Annotated in this window: 16 protein-coding genes; 6 read left to right on the top strand and 10 right to left on the bottom strand. The window is 72.5% G+C overall.

The window, feature by feature from the left end:
* The first annotated feature begins 39 nt into the window (after window positions 1–39).
* A complete protein-coding gene (locus ACSMXX_RS29415; protein WP_473181689.1) occupies window positions 40–936 on the top strand; it encodes an SCO0930 family lipoprotein in 897 nt (298 codons plus the stop codon).
* A gap of 228 nt (window positions 937–1,164) precedes the next feature.
* On the opposite strand, the gene ACSMXX_RS29410 is transcribed toward ACSMXX_RS29415, so the two are convergent.
* The 7 genes from ACSMXX_RS29410 to ACSMXX_RS29380 all read right to left on the bottom strand — a co-directional run bounded on the left by ACSMXX_RS29410 (window position 1,165) and on the right by ACSMXX_RS29380 (window position 7,033).
* Complete coding sequence (locus ACSMXX_RS29410) at window positions 1,165–1,353, bottom strand: hypothetical protein (protein ID WP_473181688.1); 189 nt, start codon at window positions 1,351–1,353, stop codon at window positions 1,165–1,167.
* Between the two features lie 122 nt (window positions 1,354–1,475).
* Window positions 1,476–1,667, bottom strand: coding sequence for a hypothetical protein (locus ACSMXX_RS29405; RefSeq protein ID WP_473181687.1), 192 nt, complete (start codon window positions 1,665–1,667; stop codon window positions 1,476–1,478).
* 65 nt (window positions 1,668–1,732) lie between these two features.
* The gene (locus tag ACSMXX_RS29400; RefSeq protein WP_473181686.1) at window positions 1,733–2,209 is read right to left on the bottom strand and encodes a cation:proton antiporter regulatory subunit; all 477 of its coding nucleotides are present in this window, start codon (window positions 2,207–2,209) and stop codon (window positions 1,733–1,735) included.
* A 210-nt stretch (window positions 2,210–2,419) separates the two neighbouring features.
* Entirely contained in the window at window positions 2,420–3,409 is a 990-nt protein-coding gene (locus ACSMXX_RS29395) for a sugar-binding transcriptional regulator (RefSeq protein WP_171904108.1), read from the bottom strand.
* A 239-nt stretch (window positions 3,410–3,648) separates the two neighbouring features.
* Window positions 3,649–4,338 (bottom strand): ribulose-phosphate 3-epimerase, encoded by a 690-nt coding sequence (gene rpe / locus ACSMXX_RS29390; protein ID WP_473181685.1) that lies wholly within the window; start codon window positions 4,336–4,338, stop codon window positions 3,649–3,651.
* A 274-nt stretch (window positions 4,339–4,612) separates the two neighbouring features.
* Window positions 4,613–6,046 carry an SLC13 family permease gene (locus ACSMXX_RS29385; protein ID WP_473181684.1) on the bottom strand — a complete coding sequence of 478 codons (1,434 nt, stop codon included), beginning with the start codon at window positions 6,044–6,046 and terminating at the stop codon, window positions 4,613–4,615.
* Between the two features lie 225 nt (window positions 6,047–6,271).
* Complete coding sequence (locus ACSMXX_RS29380; protein ID WP_473181683.1) at window positions 6,272–7,033, bottom strand: IclR family transcriptional regulator; 762 nt, start codon at window positions 7,031–7,033, stop codon at window positions 6,272–6,274.
* Window positions 7,034–7,205: 172 nt separating this feature from the next.
* On the opposite strand from ACSMXX_RS29380, the gene ACSMXX_RS29375 reads away from it, so the two are divergent.
* From ACSMXX_RS29375 to ACSMXX_RS29360, 4 genes are all read left to right on the top strand, one after another.
* On the top strand, window positions 7,206–8,303 hold the full coding sequence (locus ACSMXX_RS29375; protein WP_473181682.1) for a pyridoxal-phosphate-dependent aminotransferase family protein: 1,098 nt from the start codon (window positions 7,206–7,208) through the stop codon (window positions 8,301–8,303).
* 127 nt (window positions 8,304–8,430) lie between these two features.
* Entirely contained in the window at window positions 8,431–11,508 is a 3,078-nt protein-coding gene (locus tag ACSMXX_RS29370) for an FAD-binding and (Fe-S)-binding domain-containing protein (protein WP_473181681.1), read from the top strand.
* Complete coding sequence (locus ACSMXX_RS29365) at window positions 11,505–12,671, top strand: CaiB/BaiF CoA transferase family protein (RefSeq protein ID WP_473181680.1); 1,167 nt, start codon at window positions 11,505–11,507, stop codon at window positions 12,669–12,671. The genes ACSMXX_RS29370 and ACSMXX_RS29365 overlap by 4 nt, the downstream gene beginning before the upstream one ends.
* Window positions 12,668–13,489 carry an enoyl-CoA hydratase gene (locus ACSMXX_RS29360; RefSeq protein ID WP_473181679.1) on the top strand — a complete coding sequence of 274 codons (822 nt, stop codon included), beginning with the start codon at window positions 12,668–12,670 and terminating at the stop codon, window positions 13,487–13,489. Before ACSMXX_RS29365 ends, ACSMXX_RS29360 begins: the two co-directional genes overlap by 4 nt.
* 75 nt (window positions 13,490–13,564) lie before the next feature.
* On the opposite strand, the gene ACSMXX_RS29355 is transcribed toward ACSMXX_RS29360, so the two are convergent.
* Complete coding sequence (locus tag ACSMXX_RS29355; RefSeq protein WP_473181678.1) at window positions 13,565–15,034, bottom strand: RsmB/NOP family class I SAM-dependent RNA methyltransferase; 1,470 nt, start codon at window positions 15,032–15,034, stop codon at window positions 13,565–13,567.
* A 105-nt stretch (window positions 15,035–15,139) separates the two neighbouring features.
* A complete protein-coding gene (gene fmt, locus ACSMXX_RS29350) occupies window positions 15,140–16,087 on the bottom strand; it encodes a methionyl-tRNA formyltransferase (RefSeq protein ID WP_473181677.1) in 948 nt (315 codons plus the stop codon).
* Between the two features lie 256 nt (window positions 16,088–16,343).
* Here fmt and ACSMXX_RS29345 point away from each other — a divergent pair, with 256 nt between their 5' ends.
* Window positions 16,344–16,955 carry a hypothetical protein gene (locus ACSMXX_RS29345; protein WP_473181676.1) on the top strand — a complete coding sequence of 204 codons (612 nt, stop codon included), beginning with the start codon at window positions 16,344–16,346 and terminating at the stop codon, window positions 16,953–16,955.
* 179 nt (window positions 16,956–17,134) lie between these two features.
* On the opposite strand, the gene ACSMXX_RS29340 is transcribed toward ACSMXX_RS29345, so the two are convergent.
* Window positions 17,135–19,327, bottom strand: a complete 2,193-nt coding sequence (locus ACSMXX_RS29340; RefSeq protein WP_473181675.1) for a primosomal protein N' — start codon at window positions 19,325–19,327, stop codon at window positions 17,135–17,137.
* Window positions 19,328–19,335 lie beyond the last annotated feature (8 nt).

Below are 19,335 nucleotides of genomic sequence, written 5' to 3'. Positions count from 1 at the left end.
ACGTCCCAGCTACACAATTCCAGCACTGAAGGAGCGGTCATGAGGAAGCAGCGTCGCGTGGCACTGGTGGGGACCGCGCTCGTCGTCGCGATGTTCGCTACGGGATGCGGTTCCAACGGCGATGACTACTCCGGTCAGAAGCTCAAGCCGGCCGGGCAGGCTGCGGACAACGACGGCGCCGATTCCAGCGGCACCAGCAGGGCGAATGCCCCTGCGAAGTCCTTGCAGGTCAAGTCCTCGGCCAAGCTCGGCGACGTCGTCACCGACTCGAAGGGCTGGACGCTCTACCGGTCCGACGACGACACCGCTTCGCCGTCCCAGTCCAACTGCAACGGCAACTGCGAAGACATGTGGCTGCCGGTACCCGCGAAGGACGCCAAGGCGTCGGCCGGAATAGCCAAGGACCAGATCGGCAAGGTCAAGCGCAGCGACGGCAGCTGGCAGCTCACCCTGGGCGGCTGGCCCGCCTACCGCCACGCCAAGGACAAGAAGCCGGGCGACACCGAGGGCCACGGCGTCGGCGGCACGTGGAACGCCCTCGCCCCCGACGGCAACAAGGCGAGCGCCCGCAACGTCAAGCAGCTCAAGGCCGTCAAGAACCCGGAGCTCGGCGAGATCCTCGCCGACGCGAAGGGCCGCACGCTCTACCGGTTCGACAAGGACTCGGCGTGGCCGATGAAGTCCAACTGCAACGGCGACTGCGCGAAGATGTGGGTGCCCGCGAAGCCCGTCGACAAGGACAAGGTCAGCGGCGTCAACCCCAAGCTGCTCACCACCTACGAGCGCGCGGACGGCACGAAGCAGCTGACCATCGACTGCTGGCCGCTGTACTGGTTCAAGGGCGACAAGAAGGCCGGTGACATCAGCGGGCAGGGCAAGATGGGTCTCTGGCACGCCGCCACCGAGGACGGCAAGAAGGCCGGCGCCTCCCGCTGATCCACCCGGCAACGGCACACGCACACGCACACTTGAAGTTCCTGCAGGGCCCGCACTCTCGCACCGTCCCCCACGGGGGAGGCGCAGGGAGGCGGGCCCTGAGGTTCGAGCACCACCCTGCGGGCGCCTGACCAACGGCCGCGCAGACAGTGTGAATCCGTGAACGGCTCTCTCCCGCCCGGAGAGGGCCGTTTTCGATGTACGGGCCAACCGGCCGCCGCAAGGCCCTCAGAGGGCCTTCTGGGTCTCTTCCTGCCCCCACGTCACGGCAGCGGGCGAGCCGCCGTCCGGACTGACAGCGGTTTCACCGCTGCGGGTTCGTTCCAGGCATGGCCGGACGTGCCGAGCCAACCACGGCAGCCCGTACAGCTGCGCCTCGTCCTCCAGACGCAGCACCTTTGTCAACTCGTCTGCCATGGCTTCCAGTTCGGCCTGCCGCTCGCCGCACCTGCAGCCTCGCGGCCCCTGCGGGGTTCCGGGCGTACTGCTCCAGGCCCTCCAGAAGGGCGAGTTCGCGCGCACAGGCCCGGACCGGTGCTTCAGCGCTGCACGGGCCGCACCTCGTCCGCCGTCCCCGCCGAGGCGCCCGCTCCGGCGCCGTCCTCCGCGGTGCCGCGGCCCCGGCGGCACAGCATCCGCGCGCGCAGCGCGCCGACCGCGGGCTCGGTCCAACGGGCGGCCGGCGGCCCGGCGATGACCAGCAGCAGCACATACGCCGTGGCGAGCGGCACGATGCGCGGCTGTCGGTGTGCCTGCCCGCGCGTGCCCCCGCGTGACGGGTCAGGTGGTCAGGTGGTCATGTGCCGCTGATGATGCGGGCCAGTTCGTCGACCCCCTCGCGGGTGCCGACCGCGACCACCGCGTCACCGGCTTCGAGCCGGAACTCCGGCCCGGGAGACGGGTGCGGTCCCGTGCGGCGGAGCACGGCCACGATGTAGGCGCCGGTGCGGGTGCGGGCGCGGGTCTCCCCCAACTGGCGGCTGCGGTACGGGGAATGGGTCGTCACCGGGATCCGCTCGGTGACCAGGTCCAGGTCCATCTCGCTGGTGCCGAGCCCCGGGGTGTCGGGGGGCGCGAGCAGTTCGGCGAGGGACGAGGCCTCATCCGAGTCGAGCGGCACCGTGGCCTGGCAGGCGTCGGGGTCGTCCGGGTCGTAGAAGCCGAGGAAGCGCCGCCCGTCCTGATGGGCGACGACGGAGATGTGGCGGCCCGCCCGGGTCTCGATGTCGTACTGCGTGCCGACTCCCGGCAGCTTGGTGCGCTGCGTGGTCATGGCTGCCTCTGCCTCCTCGGAGAGTGCGATGCGGGCCGCAGGTCGCGGCGAGATCGAGAGTAACCCGCACGGCGGACCGGCCTCGAGCCGCACCCTTCACCCGCAGCCGCACCCCGCAGCCGCGCCCCCGCTCGGCCCCGTCCCTGGCCCCAGCCGCATGCCGGGGCCGCACGCGGCTGATCCACGCGGCAGCCGCAGCAGGTGCGTACGTCAGGAGCCGTCGGGGTCGGCGCGCTCCAGCGCGGGCTTCGGCCCCGGCTCGGCCTCCGTCAGCAGATAGTCGGCCGCGGCTGTGTCGGTGACGATGCTGGTGACCAGGCCGGAGCGCAGCACCGCGCCGATGGCCTCGGCCTTGCGCTGCCCCCCGGCGATGGCGATCACCTCGGGGACGCGGCGCAGCCGCTCGGCCTCGACGGTGATGCAGCGCTCCCCCAGGTCCCGTCCGATGCGGCGGCCGCTCTTGTCGAAAAGGTGCGCGGACATCTCCGCCGCCACGCCCAGCGAGGAGTAGTGCTCCCGCTCGGAGTCGCTGAGCATGTCGTGGACGGTGGAGATTCCCGGCTCCCAGGAGCCGATGGAGACGGCGGCGACGGTCACCTTGTCGAAGTACTCGAAGGCTCGTGCGATGCCCGTCTGGCTGCGCAGCGCCGCGGCGGTCGCGGGGTCGGGCAGCAGCATCGGGGCGTACACCGGGTGCGCCTCGCCGCCGGCGACCTCGGCGGCCCGCCGCACGGCCTCGACGGAGCCGCGGTCGGCGGTGCCCGCGTCGTAGACACCGGTGAGCTGCACGACCGTGCAGGGCGGCAGCTGGCGAAGCGCGGCGGCCATGTGGGTGGTGGAGCGGCCCCAGGCCAGGCCCAGCACGTCTCCTTCGGTCACGAGCTCACCGAGCAGGCCGGCGGCGACCTCGCCCAGGTTCTCGGGGTCGGCGCCGTCGTCCGCCGCTTCGGACGGCGACTCGACGACCACGACGTGCCGCAGGCCGTAGCGGGCGCGGAGCGCGTCCGAGCGGTCGGCGTCCAGTTCCGCGGGGACTCTGATCTCGATGCGGACCAGGTCCCGCTCCAGCGCCGTCTCCAGCACCCGTGCCACTTTGAAGCGGCTCACGCCGAACTCGTCCGCGATCTGGATCTTGGATTTGCCCTCAAGGTAGAAACGGCGTGCCATGGCCGCCGCCTGCATGAGCTCGGCGGGTCCCATTCGTGTGGTCCGACCCGACGACACCGCACTCACCTCACTGTCTTGCCGTACGTACGCCTCAGCGCTGAGCGTTCATCCTTGCAGATCCCCGGTGGCCTCGATCCCACTCTGCGTCCGCGGTCCGCTCCGGGCGGCATGTCCGGAGCCTGAATCCAGTGTGCGCACACACCGCACGCGGACAGGACGGGCCGCGGCGCGGATCCGGGGATCAGTTCACGGGTACGCGGATCGCCAGGCGATCACCGGGCGGCGGTCCCGGATCCCCCGGCCCGGCGGGCCGCCTCCTCCGCCTGCTGGCGCAGGCCCCGTACGGCCGCGGCGGGGTCGTCGGTGCCGTAGACCGACGAGCCGGCGACGAAGACGTCCGCACCGGCCTCGGCGCACTGCTCGATGGTGGAGGCCGAGACCCCGCCGTCGACCTGGAGCCACATCTCCAGGCCGTGCTTGTCCATCAGCTGCCGGGCGCGGCGGATCTTCGGCAGCATGATGTCGAGGAACGCCTGCCCGCCGAATCCGGGTTCGACCGTCATCACCAGCAGCATGTCCAGCTCCGGCAGCAGGTCCTCGTACAGCTCGACGGGGGTGGCCGGCTTGAGGGCCATCGCCGCCCGGGCCCCGAGTGCCTTGATCTCGCGCGCGAGCCGTACGGGAGCCGCCGCCGCCTCCGCGTGGAAGGTGACGGAGCGGGCACCGGCGTCCACGTACTGCGGCGCCCAGCGGTCCGGTTCCTCGATCATCAGGTGGCAGTCCAGCGGGATGTCGGTCGCCTTGCTCAGCGCCTCGACGACGGGTGTCCCGAGGGTGAGGTTGGGGACGAAGTGGCTGTCCATGACGTCGACATGGAGCCAGTCCGCGCCGGTCACCGCATCGGCCTCGTCGGCGAGACGCGCGAAGTCGGCCGAGAGGATGCTGGGGCTGATCTGAGCCATGTGCCTGCTGCCTGCCTGTCCGAACCGTCGGGCCGGTGCACCTTCCGCCCGGTCCCGTCTGAGCTGCCCCGGGCCGTACGGCGCCGGGCCGTGCGGCCCCGGCGCGTCCGGGTGCCGCACGCCGGATCATGTCATCCGCCGGGCGGTGCCTCTCGCGCGGCCACCGGCTTCGCCGGGCGGCCGGGCGCCGGTCGGCGGCACGCACGCGTGCGCGAACACGGGTGCGCCCGCGGCGGAACCGTCCGCCGCGGGCGCCCGTAACGCCGGACTGTGCTCAGAGCCAGCCGGGCACGACGAAGAACAGCCAGGTCACCGGTGGTGCGATGGCGACCATGCTGAATCCCCAGACCATCAGCCGCCGGAACACCATGTCCCGTTGTTCCTTCGGGGAGTTCGCGGTGACCAGCGCGCCACTGGTGGAGAAGGGCGAGGAATCGACCACGGACGAGGAGATCGCGAGAGCGACGATGAGCCCGACCGCACCCACGTGACCGTCCTGCAGGAAGGGCACGGCCAGCGGGATGAGCGCGCCCAGGATGCCGGTCGTGGAGGCGAAGGCCGACACCACTGCCCCGATGAGGCAGATCAGCAGCGCACCCAGCAGCGGAGCGTTGATGGAGGCCACGCTCTCCCCGAGGAAGTCGATGGTCCCCATGTTCTCCATCATGGTGACGAACGTGACGATGCCGCAGACGAGAAGGACCGTGGACCAGGCGCAGGCGTCGACTGCTCCCTTGGCGGACGCCGGGTTCACCAGTGTCAGCACGACGCCGACGGTGAGCGCCATGAGACCGGGGTCGGCCTCGAAGAAGAGCGTCCCGACGACCATGCCGACGAGCCCGACCAGCGTCAGGATCCGGACGCCGTTCAGCTGTACGGCTTCTTCTTCCTCCACGGCGACGTCCGTACCGCTCCCGCCCGCTGGTGCGGTCACGGGCGCCGGAGGACCGTCGGTCTTGGTCGCCGTCGCCGCCGCTGTGCCGCCGTCCGCGCCGGGCGCGGTCTTCTCGTCGCCGGCCGGTGCGCCGGCAGTGACCAGCGAGCCGCCCTCGTCCTCACCGGACTCCGGGCCCGTGTCCTTGGATTCGCCGTCGGCACGGCGCCCGATCAGGCTGCGCCCGCCGAACAGGAAGAAGACGACGAGGCTGAGGACGACGTTGAAGATGAAGGAGGCCACAAAGAGGAGAGTCGGATTGGCTTCCAGCTCGCTCTTGGCCACGACGCCGTTCGTGATACTGCCGAAGATGCTGATCGGCGAGAAACCGCCGGCGCTGGCTCCGTTGATGATGAGCAGGCCCATCAGAACGGGATTGATCCGGTAGCGAACGCAGAATCCCATGCCGATGGGGGCGATGATCCCCACGGCTGCCGGAACAACCGCGCCCGTGGCCGTGAGCACCGCCGTGACCAGGAACATCACCCATGGGATGAGCGCGATCCTGCCGCCTACGGCTTGCGTTGCCGAATGGACGAGCCAGTTCACCGTTCCGTTGTTCGTGGCGATCGCGAAAAGGAATGTGACACCGACGAGCACGACAAATAGATCGCCCGGGAATCCGCCGAATATGTCGTCCGCGGACTGGCCCATGAACCCGCTTCCGATCACAAAGGCAGCGACAATGGCCAGTGCGCCCATGTGGACCGATGTAAGGGTGGCGATGGCGAATACCAAGACCAACCCGATGATGGATATGACATGAACTGACACGAGGCTTCCTCGCCTTCGGTCGAACGGTCACTTCAAAGGCGTGCCGGCACATCTCCGAGCCGGAATCAGAAACCTATCCGAGCCCTGTGACTCCGCCGTTGCGAGCGCTTCTGGGGATTGCCCGCAAAACGCCAAGCTATTCCGCGATCCGGAATCCGATTTTCGCCTTGGGTGAGTATGAGAGGGGGGTCGGAGCCCGTCAAGACTTCGCGCGAGGATCCTTCATCAGGCGGTGCCCTCCTCGTGCGCGCGTCCCAGAGCTGTGCTGATTCTCTTGGCCGCCTCGTTGACGAGAGCGCCGTAGACGGGTCTGGCGTCGTCCGTCATACGGCTCGTCGGCACGTTGATGCTGATGCTGGCGACCGGAAGTCCGGCCTCCCCGAGGACCGCCGACGCGACGGCGGAGACGTCCGCGCGCCACTCGCCGCTGTTGGTGGCCCAGCCCCGCTCCCGCGTCCTGGCCAGCTCGGCACGCAGCCGGACCGCATCGGTGATCGTCGTGTCGGTGAACTGCCGCAGCCCCTGGGCGATGTAGCGCTCGACGGCGTCCTGCGGGTCGGCGGCCAGCACCGCCTTGCCGTTGGCGGAGGCGTGCACGGCGAGGTTCTGCCCGAGCGGCAGGATGATCCGTACGGGCTGCGACGTCTCAAGGCGCTCGACCAGCACCACCTTGCTGCCCTCACGGACCGCCAGGTGGACCGTCTCGTCCGTGCGGCGGCGCAGTTCCTCCATCACCGGCAGCGCGATGTCGCGCAGGCCCAGCTCGTCGGTGGCGTGCCGGCCGACGTGCAGCGCCTTGGTGGTGACGACCCAGCGGGTGGGGACGGAGCCGGTCGGCCGGATCCACCCCGCCTCCTTCAGCGTGACGAGCGTGCGCTGCACGGAGGACTTGGGCAGCCCCATGGCCCGTGCCAGGTCGGCGACGCCGATCGGCTGGCGGACGGCGAGTTCTTCGAGAGCCCGGAGGGCGTTGAGGACGTTCTGCATCCATTGACTCGTTCCGTGGGGGAACCTTAGGCTCCGGTGTGCCGCCAGACGATACAGCGTGCCGCACTACGGCACAACCCTTGCGAGGAGCCGGGCTCATGACACCGCGTACCGGTCGCCACTTCCTGCAGATCCCCGGGCCGACCAACGTCCCCGACCGGTGCTGCGCGCCATGTCGGCTCCCACGATCGACCACCGCGGGCCGGAGTTCTCAGCGCTGACGCACCGTCTGCTGGAGGCGCTGGGGCCAGTGTTCGGCACCACCGGACCGGTAGTGGTCTATCCCGCCTCCGGGACGGGCGCCTGGGAGGCCGCGCTGGTCAACACGCTCAGCCCAGGGGACCGGGTGCTCAGCTTCGAGACGGGTCACTTCTCCGCGCTCTGGCGGGAGATGGCCGGTTCGCTCGGCCTGGAGACCGGCACCGACTTCGTCCCCGGTGACTGGCGGCACGGCGCCGACCCCGGCGTACTCGCCGAGCGGCTCACCGCCGACAAGCAGCACGCGATCAAGGCGGTCTGCGTCGTGCACAACGAGACCTCCACGGGCGTGACAAGCCGCATCCCGGAGATCCGCCGTGCCATGGACGAGGCGGGCCACCCGGCGCTGCTGCTCGTCGACACCATCTCCTCGCTCGGCTCCATCGACTACCGGCACGACGAGTGGGGCGTGGACGTCACCGTCGCCGGCTCGCAGAAGGGCCTGATGCTGCCGCCGGGACTGAGCTTCAACGCCGTCAGCGACAAGGCACTCGTCGCTTCCCGCACGGCCCGGCTGCCGAAGGTCTTCTGGGACTGGCGGCCGGTCATCGAGGCGAACCGGCAGGGCTCGTTCCCGTACACCCCTGCCACCAACCTGCTCTACGGACTCGAAGAAGCACTGCGCATGCTGCGGGAGGAGGGCCTGAACGACGTATTCGCCCGGCACGCCCGGCACGCCGCCGCCACCCGCGCCGCGGTGCGCGGCTGGGGCCTGGAGGTCCTCTGCCTGGACGAGCGGGAGCACTCCGGTTCGCTCACGGCCGTGCTGATGCCGGACGGGCACGACTCCGACAAGCTGCGCAAGATCATCCTTGAGCGGTTCGACATGTCGCTGGGCGCCGGCCTCGGGAAGCTGGCGGGCCGGGTCTTCCGCATCGGTCACCTCGGCCAGATCGGCGACCTCACCCTCGCGGGGACGCTCGCGGGTGTGCAGATGGGGCTTGAGCTCGCCGACGTGCCCATCGACTCGGGCGGTCTCGGCGCGGCGCTGGACACGCTGCGCGCGGAGTGACCGCCCACGCCGTGCCCGCACGGCCCCTGCCCGCACGGCCCCTGCCCCCTTCTCCCCTCCCGCCCGTCCCTCCCGCACCGCCCGCGCCGGTTCCGCGGCGTCCACGAGCACTTGGAGTCCGCAGCACATGACAGCGATCAGCGGCGACGCACCGTCCGCAGCCGCCGGCCCGGCGGCCCGCGAGGTCGAGGCCCGCCTGCGCGGTTCGGTCGAGGGCGAGGTCGAATTCGACGACTACACCCGGCACCTCTTCTCCCGCGACGCGAGCATGTACGCCATCGAGCCGCTGGGCGTCGTCTTCCCCCGTCACGAGGGCGACGTGCAGGCGGCGGTGACGGCGGCGGCCGAGGCGGGCATACCCGTCGTGCCCCGCGGCGCCGGGACGTCCCTGGCCGGGCAGACCATCGGCCCCGGCCTCGTACTGGACCTGTCCCGCCACATGAACCGCATCGTGGAGATCGACACGGAGCGGCGCACGGCACTGGTCGAGGCGGGCGTGGTGCAGGACCAGCTCAACCGGGCCGCGGCACGGCACGGCCTGATGTTCGGGCCGGACACCTCCACCAGCAACCGCGCCACCGTGGGCGGGATGATCGGCAACAACTCGGCCGGCAGCGGCTCGATCCGTTACGGCATGACAATCGACCACGTCCGCGAACTCGACGTCGTACTCTCCGACGCGACGACGGCTCACCTCGCCCCGGTCGGCGAGGCCGAGCGCGTCCGCCGCGCCGGACTGCCGACGCTGGAGGGACGGCTGTACCGCGAACTCCCGGGCATCGTCGAGGAGAACGCCGAGGCGATCGCCGAGGGCATGCCGCAGTTCTGGCGCCGCGCCTGCGGCTACCGGCTGGACAGACTGGTCCGCCCCGGCACGGACTTCGATCTGGCGAAGTTCACCGTCGGGTCCGAAGGCACTCTGGTGCTGGCCACGCGCGCGCTGGTCGACCTCGTGCCGAAGCCCGCCCGTACGGTGATCGCCGTCGGGCACTTCACCTCGGTCGCGGGGGCGGTCGCCGCCACGGAGGACGCACTGGCCTGCGACCCGTCGGCCGTGGAGATGATGGACCGTACGATCCTCGACCTCTCCCGGAAGAAGATCGAATACGCCTCCCTGAGCACCATTCTCGAAGGCGACCCGGAAGCCCTCCTCTTCGTCAGCTTCACCGGCGACGACGAGCGCGAGCTGGTCTGCAGGCTGGAGGAGCTCACGGCCCTGTGGCGGCGCCACGGCCACGGCTACCACACGCTCCAGGCCGTCACCCCGGCCCAGCAGGACTCACTGCTGAAGGTCCGCAAATCCTCACTCGGGCTGCTGATGGCGGCCAGCGAGGGCACCCGCCGCCCGCTGGCCTTCATCGAGGACACCGCCGTCGACCCCGTCCATCTCGCCGACTACACAAGGCGCTTCAAGCAGGTGCTGGACCGCCACGGGCTCGACGCGGGCTTCTACGGCCACTGTTCGGTCGGCTGTCTGCACATCCGCCCGTTCGTCGACACCGCCGACCCGGCGCAGGTCGCGACGATGCGCACCGTCGCCGAGGAGATCAAGGACCTCGTGCGCGAGTACGGCGGCGTCAACTCCAGCGAGCACGGTGACGGCCTGGCCCGCAGCGAGTTCAACCGCGAGATCTTCGGCGAGGACCTCTACGAGGCGATGCGCCGCGTGAAGGGCCTCTTCGACCCGGACGACCGGCTCAACCCCGGCAAGATCGTCGACGCGCCGTCCATGACCGACAACCTCCGCGACCCGGCGCTCCCGCCCGCCGGAGAGCTGCGCACCCGGCTGGACTTCGAGGTCGTCGGCGGCATGCGCGGCGCCGCGGACCGCTGCATGAACATCGGACTGTGCCGCAAGGCCGACGCGGGGACGATGTGCCCCTCGTACATGGCGACTCTCAAAGAGGAGGACTCCACCCGCGGACGTGCCAACGCGCTGGTGAAGGCGCTCTCGGACCCCGACCCGCACCGGGCGCTGGGCGACGGGCGCCTCCACGAGGTCCTGGACCTGTGCCTGATGTGCAAGGCGTGCAAGAGCGAGTGCCCCCTCGGCGTCGACATGGCCACCCTCAAGGCGGAGTCCCTCGCCCACCACCACGACGAGCACGGAATCCCGCGCAGATCACGGCTGTTCGCGTCCATCCGCACGCTGAACCGGCTGGGCTCGGCCACGGCCCCGCTGTCCAACCTCCCGGGACGTCTCCCGTTCCTGCGCACCCTGATGGACCGGTGGCTGGGCATCACACCGTCCCGTCCGCTGCCGGTCTACGAACGGCGCAACCTCGTGCGCTGGTTCCGGCGGCGCAGGCCCGCGGCGGGTGCCCGGACGGGACCGGCACACCAGCGGGAGGCCCCCGGATCGCAGGGCACGGTCACCTACCTCGCCGACTCCTTCACCACCTACACCGAGCCGGGGATCGGCCGCGCCGCCGTCGAGCTGCTGGAGCGGGCGGGCTGGCACGTCGCGCTGGAGTCCCGGGGCTGCTGCGGCCGTTCGGCCTTCTCCAAGGGTCTGCTGGACGAGGCGAAGGAACAGGCGCGCGGGCTTGCCCGGCTGCTGTCCGAGACGGCCCCGGCGGGTTCACCCGTAGTGGGCTGCGAACCCTCGTGCCTGATGACGCTCCGCGACGAGCACCGGGCCATGCTGCCGCGGGACGCGGCGGTGGCGGACATCTCAGGCCGCGTACGCCAGGTCGAGGAGCTGATCGGCGAGGCGGTCGACGACGGAAGGCTCCGACTCGACGAGGACGCCTGGCCCGCCGGGCAGCGCATCCTGTACCACGGTCACTGCCACCAGAAGGCCGAGGTCGGCACCGCGGCGACGGTCGCGCTGCTCAAGCGGATCCCTGGGGCGGAGGTCGTCGAGCTGGACGCGGGCTGCTGCGGAATGGCCGGCTCCTTCGGCTTCGAGTCCGAGCACTACGAGACGTCCATGACCGTCGGCGGCGACCGCCTCTTCCCCGCGGTCAACGCCGAGGGCGACGGGACCGTCGTCGCGGCGAGCGGTGTCTCCTGCCGGCAGCAGATCTTCCACGGCACCGAACGCAACGCCTGGCACCCCGTGGAGCTGGTGCGCGCGGCGCTGCGGACCGATACCGGGCCCGCCGAGGCCGCAGGAACCGGCGAGGCCTCAAGTGCCGCAGCGACCGGCGAGGCCTCCGGCATCACCGGCACGGAACGCTCCGGAGGAGGGACGCAGCAGTGACCACAGGCCAGTCCGCGGGCGCTCTCGACGGCGTACGCGTCATCGACCTCACCCAGGTGATGGCGGGCCCGTACTGCACGATGCTCCTCGCCGACCTCGGCGCGGACGTGATCAAGGTCGAACCGCCCGGCAAGGGCGACCAGATCCGCAGCTCCTGGGACTCGCCGCAGCCCGGCCACGACAGCCCTTCCTTCCACGCGCTGAACCGCAACAAGCGCAGCGTCACGCTCGATCTGCGCTCCGAGGAGGGGCAGCGGGACTTCCGCGGGCTCGCCGCGGGCGCGGACATCGTCGTGGAGAACTTCCGCCCCGGGGTCGCCGACCGCCTGGGCGTGGGCTACGAAGCCGTACGCGAGACCAGGCCGGACATCGTCTACGCCTCGATCTCGGGCTTCGGGCAGTACGGCCCGTACGCGGACCGCCCCGGCTACGACCTGATCGCCCAGAGCATGGCGGGCGCCCTCAGCGTCACCGGCGAAGGAGACGGACCGCCCGTCAAGTGCGGCCTGCCGGTGGGCGATCTGGGCGCCGGGATGCTGTGCGCCGTCGGCATCCTCGGCGCGTACGTGCACCGCACGCGCACCGGAGAGGGCCAGTACCTGGAGACGTCGCTGTACGAGGCGGTGCTGGCCATGTCGGTGTGGGAGTCCACGGAGTTCTTCTCCACCGGCCGGGCGCCGCGGCGCCTGGGTTCGGCGCACCGGATGACCGCCCCGTACCAGGCTCTGCGTACGGCGGACGGCTACGTCACGATCGCCGCCAACAACCAGCGCCTCTGGGAACGTCTGTGCACCGCGCTGGACCTCGGGCACCTCGAGGACGACGACCGGTTCGCCACCAACACGGCCCGCATGGAACACCGGCCGGAGCTCGTCGCCCTGCTGGAGGGGCGGCTTGCGGCGGAGCCCACCGGCGAGACGGTCGCGAGGCTCCTCGACGCCGGTGTGCCCGCGGGACCGATCCTGGACTACGAGCAGATCCTCGGCGCCGACCCGGACCCGCACGCCGAGGCGCGCGGCATGGTCGAGGAGTACGAGCACCCCGTGGCCGGCCGGAAGCGGGTCCTCGGCTTCCCCGTCAAGCTGGGCGGCACTCCGGCCCGGATGCGCCGCCATCCCCCGCTCCTCGGGCAGCACAACGACGAACTCCTGGGGGACGCATGAGCGTCGAGGAACCACTTCCGTCCGTCAGCTGGAGCGAGGAGCGGGTGCCGGGGACCGGCGGCTCCGCCGCCCGCCTCGTCCTCTCCAACCCTGGCCGGCGCAACGCCCTCACTCTGGGCATGTACGACCAGCTCCACCAGGCCTGCGAGGAGATCGACGCGGCGCCGCACATCCGCGTGACGGTGCTGCGCGGTGCCGGCGGCGGGGCGTTCGCAGCCGGCACCGACATCGGCGAGTTCCGTGACTTCACCGGCGCCGACGGCGTGGACTACGAGCGGCGCGTCGGACGTGCCGTCGAACGCCTCGCCGCGCTGCGCATGCCCGTGATCGCCGCCGTCGAGGGCCCCGCCGTGGGCGGCGGGATGGCCCTGGCCGCGTGCTGCGACATCGTGGTGTGCACTCCCGGCGCCGTCTTCGGCGCGCCGATCGCCCGCACGCTCGGGAACTGCCTGGCCCCGGCCGTCGTCGCCCGGCTGTACGCCTGCCTGGGCCGGGCCCGCACGCTGCGCGCCCTGCTCACCGCCGAACTTGTCGGCGCGCAGGAGGCGTACGAGGCGGGCCTCGTGGCGCACGTCGCGAGCAGCGCCGACGACGGCACCGGCAGTCTCGACGAGCACGTCGCCCGGCTCACCGCCCGCATCGCGGGCTGCGCGCCGCTGACCCTGGCGGCGCTGAAGGAGGCCGACCGGCGCGTGCTGGCCGGTTCGACGCCCGGTCCGGCGGACGATCTGTACGAACTGTGCTACGGCAGCCGCGACTTCCGCGAAGGCGTCTCGGCGTTCCTCGGCAAGCGCGCCCCCGAGTGGCAGGGCCGCTGACCGGTCCCGGCCGGGGCGAGTCGCCGGTCCGGCCGGGGACGAGGCGCCGCTCCGGTCACGGGCGGGCCTCGTCCGTCAGCTGATGTCGGCCGTGCGGCGCAGCAGCGCCAGATACATCGCGTCGGTGCCGTGCAGATGCGGCCACAGCTGTACGTCGGGACCGTCGCCGAGGCCCGGCATGTCCGGCAGCAGCGGGCGCGCGTCGATCAGTTCGGCACCGGTCTCCTTGACCAGGTCGTCGACGACGGCGCGGGTCTCCGCCGGGTGCGGCGAGCACGTCGCATAGCCGACGACCCCGCCCACCCGCACCGAGTTCAGCGCCTGCCGCAGCAGATCCCGCTGGAGTGGCGCGAACCCCGGCACGTCCTCCGGGCGGCGCCGCCAGCGCGCCTCGGGGCGGCGGCGCAGCGCCCCGAGTCCCGTGCACGGGACGTCGACGAGCACCCGGTCGAAGGTGCCCGGACGCCAGGCGGGGCGGGTGGCGTCGGCGGTGACCACCGCGTACGGCCCCGGGTTGCCCTCCAGGGCGCGGCTCACGAGCCTCGCCCTGTGCGGCTGCTTCTCGGCTGCGACCAGCACCGCGCCGCGCTGCGCCGCCAGGGCGGCCAGCAGCGCCGCCTTGCCGCCGGGGCCGGCGCAGCCGTCCAGCCACCGCTCGTCCCTGGCCGTCTCGCGGACGCCGTCCGGCCCGTCGGCCCCGTCCGCGCCCTCCGGCCCTTCCGGCCGCAGGGGTGCGGCGGCCAGCGCGAGCGCGACGAGCTGGCTGCCCTCGTCCTGTACTCCGGCGCGCCCCTCCCGTACCGGCGGCAGCTCGCCCGGATCGCCGCCCTCGGCGAGCCGGACGGCGTGGGGCGACCAGCGCCCGGGTACGGCGTCGCCGGTGAGCAACTCCTCGGCGGTGGCGCGGCCGGGACGTGCGACGAGGGTGACCTCGGGCCGTTCGTTGTCGGCCTCCAGCAGCTCCTCCATGCCGGCGCTGCCGCCGCCGAGCGCGTCCCACAGGGCCGAGACGATCCACCGCGGGTGTGCGTGGCGGACGCCCAGGTGCTGCTCGGGGTCCTCGTCGTAGGGCGGTGCGACCTTCTCCAGCCAGCCCTCGAGGTCGTGCGTGGTGATCTTGCGGAGCACGGCGTTGACGAACTTGGCGCGCCCGTCTCCCAGTACCACGCGTGCGAGTTCGACGGTGGCGCTGACCGCGGCGTGCGCGGGGACGCGGGTGCCCAGGAGCTGGTGGGCGCCGAGTGAGAGCACGTCCAGTACGGGCGGGTCGACTTCGCGCAGCGGCCGGTCGACACACTCGGCGATGATCTCGTCGTAGGTGCCCTGCCACCGCAGCGTGCCGTAGACGAGTTCGGTGGCGAGCGCCGCGTCCCTGGCGTCGAACTGCCCCTCGGCGCGGGCCTTCTGCAGCAGCGGCGGCAGTACGAGGTTGGCGTAGGCGTCGCGCTCGTCGACCGCCCGCAGCGCATCGAAGGCGAGGATGCGGACGGGATCCTTGCGGGGACGGCGGTACGGCTTGGCGGGGCGGCGCGGCCGGTTGCTCAAGGGAAGGTGCTCCGGGGCTGGGATGACGAGTGTCCGGCCGGGCGGCCCGGGTTCGCGGGCCGGCGGGGCGGACCGGATCTTCCCCAGCCTACGCCCGCACGCGCGCTACTGCCCGAGCCGCTCGCCCTCGCCCACGCGCACACCCCGCGCCCAGTCGGCCGCCTTCATCGGCTTCTTGCCCTGCGGCTGCACCCACTGCAGCTCGACCGGGTGCGAACCGGTGCCCACCCAGACGGAGTTCTTGCCCGCGAGCAGTTCGGCAGGGCCCAGCTCGGTGCCCTCGGGCACTGAGTGTTCCGGGTGCTGCGTCAGCGAACGGATCTTCAGGCGTTCACCCCGGAAGAGCGTCCACGCGCCGGGAGCGGGAGTGCACCCCCGTACGAGACGGTCCACCCGCGGTGCCGGCGCCGCCCAGTCGACACGGGCGTCCCCGACGTCCAGCTTGGGTGCCACGGAGATGCCTTCCGCGGGCTGCGGCACGGCGCGCAGAGTGCCGTCCTCGATGCCGTCCATGGTGGCCGCGAGCAGCCCGGCGCCTGCGAAGGCGAGGCGCGTGAGCAGGTCGCCGCTGGTGTCGGTCTCCCGTACCTTCTCCGTGATCACCCCGTATACGGGCCCGGAGTCCAGACCCTCCTCGATGAGGAAGGTGCTGGCACCGGTCATCTCGTCACCGGCCAGCAGTGCGTGCTGCACGGGAGCCGCACCGCGCCAGGCGGGAAGCAGCGAGAAGTGCAGGTTGACCCAGCCCTGAGCCGGCACGTCGAGGGCGACGCGCGGCAGCAGCGCACCGTAGGCCACGACAGGGCAGCAGTCCGGCCCGATCTCGCGGAGCCTGGCCAGGAAGTCCTCATCCCGCGGCCGGGCCGGCTTGAGCACCTCGATGCCCGCGTCCTCCGCCCGCTGCGCGACCGGGCTGGGAACCAGATGCCGTCCGCGTCCCGCACGGGCGTCCGGCCGCGTCACCACGGCAGCCACCTCGTGCCGCTCCGAGGCGATCAGTGCGTCAAGAGCGGGCACGGCGACCTCGGGGGTGCCGGCGAAGACGAGCTTCATCGGTGGGAACCTCTCACTGAACGGCGGCGCCGCGGTTGCCGCGGGCGGACGACGACGCGCAAGTCTACGGTCCTCACATTCCGTCATATCGCCCTGCCCGAGGGGGCGTACGGGCTGTCGCGCAACCCTGCCGCCTCAACCACGCCCCGTCCGGGCGTGACCCGGGCCGCCGTTGCCGCGTTGGTCAAGTCATATTGACCGAAACGAGCCGTTCCGCGGCTCCTGTTCCCTGCAAGACGGTTCGAGAGGCTTGTTCATGGCCGACCACGCAACCCACGACGCCCAGGCGAGGGCCAGCCTGCACCTGCTGGTGCGGGACATCGAGCGGGTCCGCCGCCAGGTGGACGCGCTGCGTACCCTCACCGCCCAACTCGGCAATGTCTACCGCCCGCGACGGTCCGCCCCGTCCGCGGGCTTCGTCGTATACGGACGTGCTCCCGCTCCCACGGTCCGGCTCGCGCAGGAGCTGCGGGACAGCGTGGAGACGCTGGTCACCGCCGCAGTGGACTTCGACCGGTCGCTGGGCTTCTCCTGGGACGCGGTGGGGTCCGCGCTCGGAGTCACCAAGCAGGCCGTGCACCGCCGTTACGGCTCGCGCCGCAACGCCTCGCGTGAACAGGTCGAGGCGGGCGGGCAGTCCGCCGACGCCCCGGCTCCGTCCACGGCACTGCCGGCGATGCCCGGTCCGGCCGGCAGCGGGAGCGCCCTCCCTGCGGCCGCCGCCGCTTCCGGTGCGGCGTCCAGGCCCGCGGCGGCAGCGGGCGGTGCGCTGCCGGCGTCCACCCCCGCTGCCCGGCCCGTGCCCGGTCAGCCGGGACGCGGCCGCGACCACAGACCGGGGGCCCTCCCCGGCCCCCGCAACGGCTGACTCCTCCACGGCCGTTGCTCCACCGCCCGGTGCGCGTTCCCTGCGCCACCGGGCGGTGTGACGTCCACGTACGGAAGGGACGGCGCGCGGCGGGCCAGGGCGACCCGTGCGGCCGGTCGGCCCGTAGACCCGGGCTCCCCTCGGCCCGTACGACCGCCGGGTCCCGTCTGCCCGTACCGTCAGCCGATGTCCGGCGGGTCCACCCGGATCTGCACCGGCGTCCCCTCGCGCCGCGTCAGCCGTGCCACATGCGCCGTCTTCAGAGCCGACGCCAGCGCCGCACCGGATCCCTGAGGCACCCGCACCAGCGCGCGCACCCACTCCTCCCCCGCCGGCGGATCGCCCGGGCGGCGGGGCCTGCCCGGCTCGATCACCGGAACGGGCACCGGCCCCAGCACCTCCGCGTCTCCGGGCAGCCGTGCCTGCGAGAGCAGCCCCGCCACGGCCTCGGCCCGCCCGCTGACCGCCGCCATCCGGGAGACCGGGGGGAAGCCCAGCTCGGCGCGTTCGGCGAGCTCGCGCACCGCGAAACCCGCCGGGTCCCAGCGCACCAGCGCCTGCACGGGCCGCAGCGAGGGCTCCGCGACGATCAGCACCGTGCCGTCCGCTTCCTCGTCGCCCCCTCGGCCGCCGTCCTCGCCCTCGCCGCGCGCGCCGCCCCCACCCCCCGGCCGCACGAGCGCAGCCGCCGAGAGCCACCTGCGCAACGCCTCCTCGCCGGCCCGCAGATCCGGGCGGCCCAGCAGCGCCCACGCGTCCAGCAGCACCGCCGCCGCATAACCGGGACCCTCCGCTACGGGTTCCGCGCCGGGAGTGGAGACGACGATCGCCGGAGTGCCGGGGACGCTCTCCAGCACATGGTCACGCCCCGACGTACGGACGGGCACCTGCGGGAACGCCCGCCCGAGCTCCTCGGCTGTGCGGCGCGCTCCGAACACCTGCCCGCGCAGCCGGGCGCCACCGCACTGTGCGCAGTGCCAGCCGGGCGCCTCCCGGGCGCACCAGCCGCAGCGCAGCGCTCCGCTCGCCTCCAGCGCCTCCAGCGGTCCCGAGCAGTGGACGCACCGGGCCGGTGCCCGGCACCGCTCGCACGCCAGCCGCGGTACGTAGCCCCGCCGCGGGACCTGCACCAGGACGGGACCGCGCCGCAGGGCGTCCCGGGCCGTGTTCCAGGCGAGGCTGGGCAGCCGCGCCGTACGGGCCGCGGGATCACGTGCCTCGTCGTGCTCGCCGACCGTACGGATCAGCGGCGCCGCCTTCCGCAGCGTCTCCCGCGCGGCCTCCAGCGGCCGCGCCCAGCCCGACTCGACGAGCTGCGCGCCCTCGACCGTGCAGCTGTGCCCGCCGAGCAGGAATCCCGCCCCCTCGGTGACGGCTCGCTGGAGCAGAACTTCGCGGGCGTGCGGCTGCGGGGCGTGGTCGTCGCTGTGGGCCGCGTCCCCGTCGTCCCAGAGAACGGCCAGACCGAGATCGCGTACGGGCGCGAACATCGCCGCCCGCGTACCCACCACCGCGCGCACCGATCCGCGGTTGACCGCGAGCCAGCGCCCGTAGCGCTGCTCCGGACCGGACTCGGCGGTCAGCAGCACATGCCGCCCGGAGCCGAGCAGCGAGGTGAGCGCGGCGTCGACGCGCTGCGCCGCGCGCCCGTCGGGCAGCACCGCCAGTGCGCCTCTTCCGGAGGCGAGTGCCGCGGCGACGGCGCGCGCCAGCTCCTCCGGCCACTGCGGTCCGGGCAGTGCCGTCCAAACGGCCCGGGGTGTGCCGCCTGCGGCCAGGGCGCTGAGATATCCGGGCCCCTCCGCGTACCGCTCCCAGCTCCCCGGTGCCGGCGGCTCGGGCGGGGGCTGCGCCTCCGGCGACGTGCGCTTCTCCGCGCGGGCCATGCGCGGAGGCACCGCCAGCTGCACCACGTCCGCGAGCGATCCGGCGTACCGGTCGGCGACCGCACGGCACAGCCTCAGCAGCGGCGGCGTGAGCACGGGCTCCGGGGAGAGCACCTGCGCGATCGGGGCGAGCGCGCCGGAGTAGTCGCTGCGCCCTGCCCGCTCCACGATGAACCCGTTGATCAGCCGGCCGCCCTCGCGGCGCCCCTCCTTCTCCCCCGCCCCGAAGCGCACCCGCACCCGCACCCCGGGCTGCGCCTCCTCGTCCATGGCGGCGGGCACCGCATAGTCGAAGTACCGGTCGAGGTGTACGAGCCCCTTGTCCACCAGCACCCGCGCAACCGGCAGTTCCCCGGCGAGAGCCGCCCCGCGCCATGTCCGGGGCTTCGCCTTCGGCGGCTTTCGCTTGCGCACGGTCTCCCGCAGCAGCGCAAGCTGCTCCGGCGCCTCACCGGAGGACTCCCGCTGCCCGTCACCGCTGCTCACAGCGTTCA

It is taken from the genome of Streptomyces sp. DSM 116795, from assembly GCF_055792905.1.
The sequence above is the reverse complement of the archived record's forward strand: the minus strand, read 5'-3'. Positions and strand labels throughout refer to the sequence as shown.

Excerpts from the sequence above, each read along its gene's own strand:
- ACSMXX_RS29375 (WP_473181682.1), top strand. The coding sequence starts at position 7,206 with ATGTCGGCTCCCACGATCGACCACCGCGGGCCGGAGTTCTCAGCGCTG.
- rpe (WP_473181685.1), bottom strand. The coding sequence starts at position 4,338 with ATGGCTCAGATCAGCCCCAGCATCCTCTCGGCCGACTTCGCGCGTCTC.
- ACSMXX_RS29400 (WP_473181686.1), bottom strand. The coding sequence starts at position 2,209 with ATGACCACGCAGCGCACCAAGCTGCCGGGAGTCGGCACGCAGTACGAC.
- ACSMXX_RS29395 (WP_171904108.1), bottom strand. The coding sequence starts at position 3,409 with ATGGGACCCGCCGAGCTCATGCAGGCGGCGGCCATGGCACGCCGTTTC.
- fmt (WP_473181677.1), bottom strand. The coding sequence starts at position 16,087 with ATGAAGCTCGTCTTCGCCGGCACCCCCGAGGTCGCCGTGCCCGCTCTT.
- ACSMXX_RS29410 (WP_473181688.1), bottom strand. The coding sequence starts at position 1,353 with ATGGCAGACGAGTTGACAAAGGTGCTGCGTCTGGAGGACGAGGCGCAG.
- ACSMXX_RS29345 (WP_473181676.1), top strand. The coding sequence starts at position 16,344 with ATGGCCGACCACGCAACCCACGACGCCCAGGCGAGGGCCAGCCTGCAC.
- ACSMXX_RS29380 (WP_473181683.1), bottom strand. The coding sequence starts at position 7,033 with ATGCAGAACGTCCTCAACGCCCTCCGGGCTCTCGAAGAACTCGCCGTC.
- ACSMXX_RS29360 (WP_473181679.1), top strand. The coding sequence starts at position 12,668 with ATGAGCGTCGAGGAACCACTTCCGTCCGTCAGCTGGAGCGAGGAGCGG.
- ACSMXX_RS29370 (WP_473181681.1), top strand. The coding sequence starts at position 8,431 with ATGACAGCGATCAGCGGCGACGCACCGTCCGCAGCCGCCGGCCCGGCG.
- ACSMXX_RS29415 (WP_473181689.1), top strand. The coding sequence starts at position 40 with ATGAGGAAGCAGCGTCGCGTGGCACTGGTGGGGACCGCGCTCGTCGTC.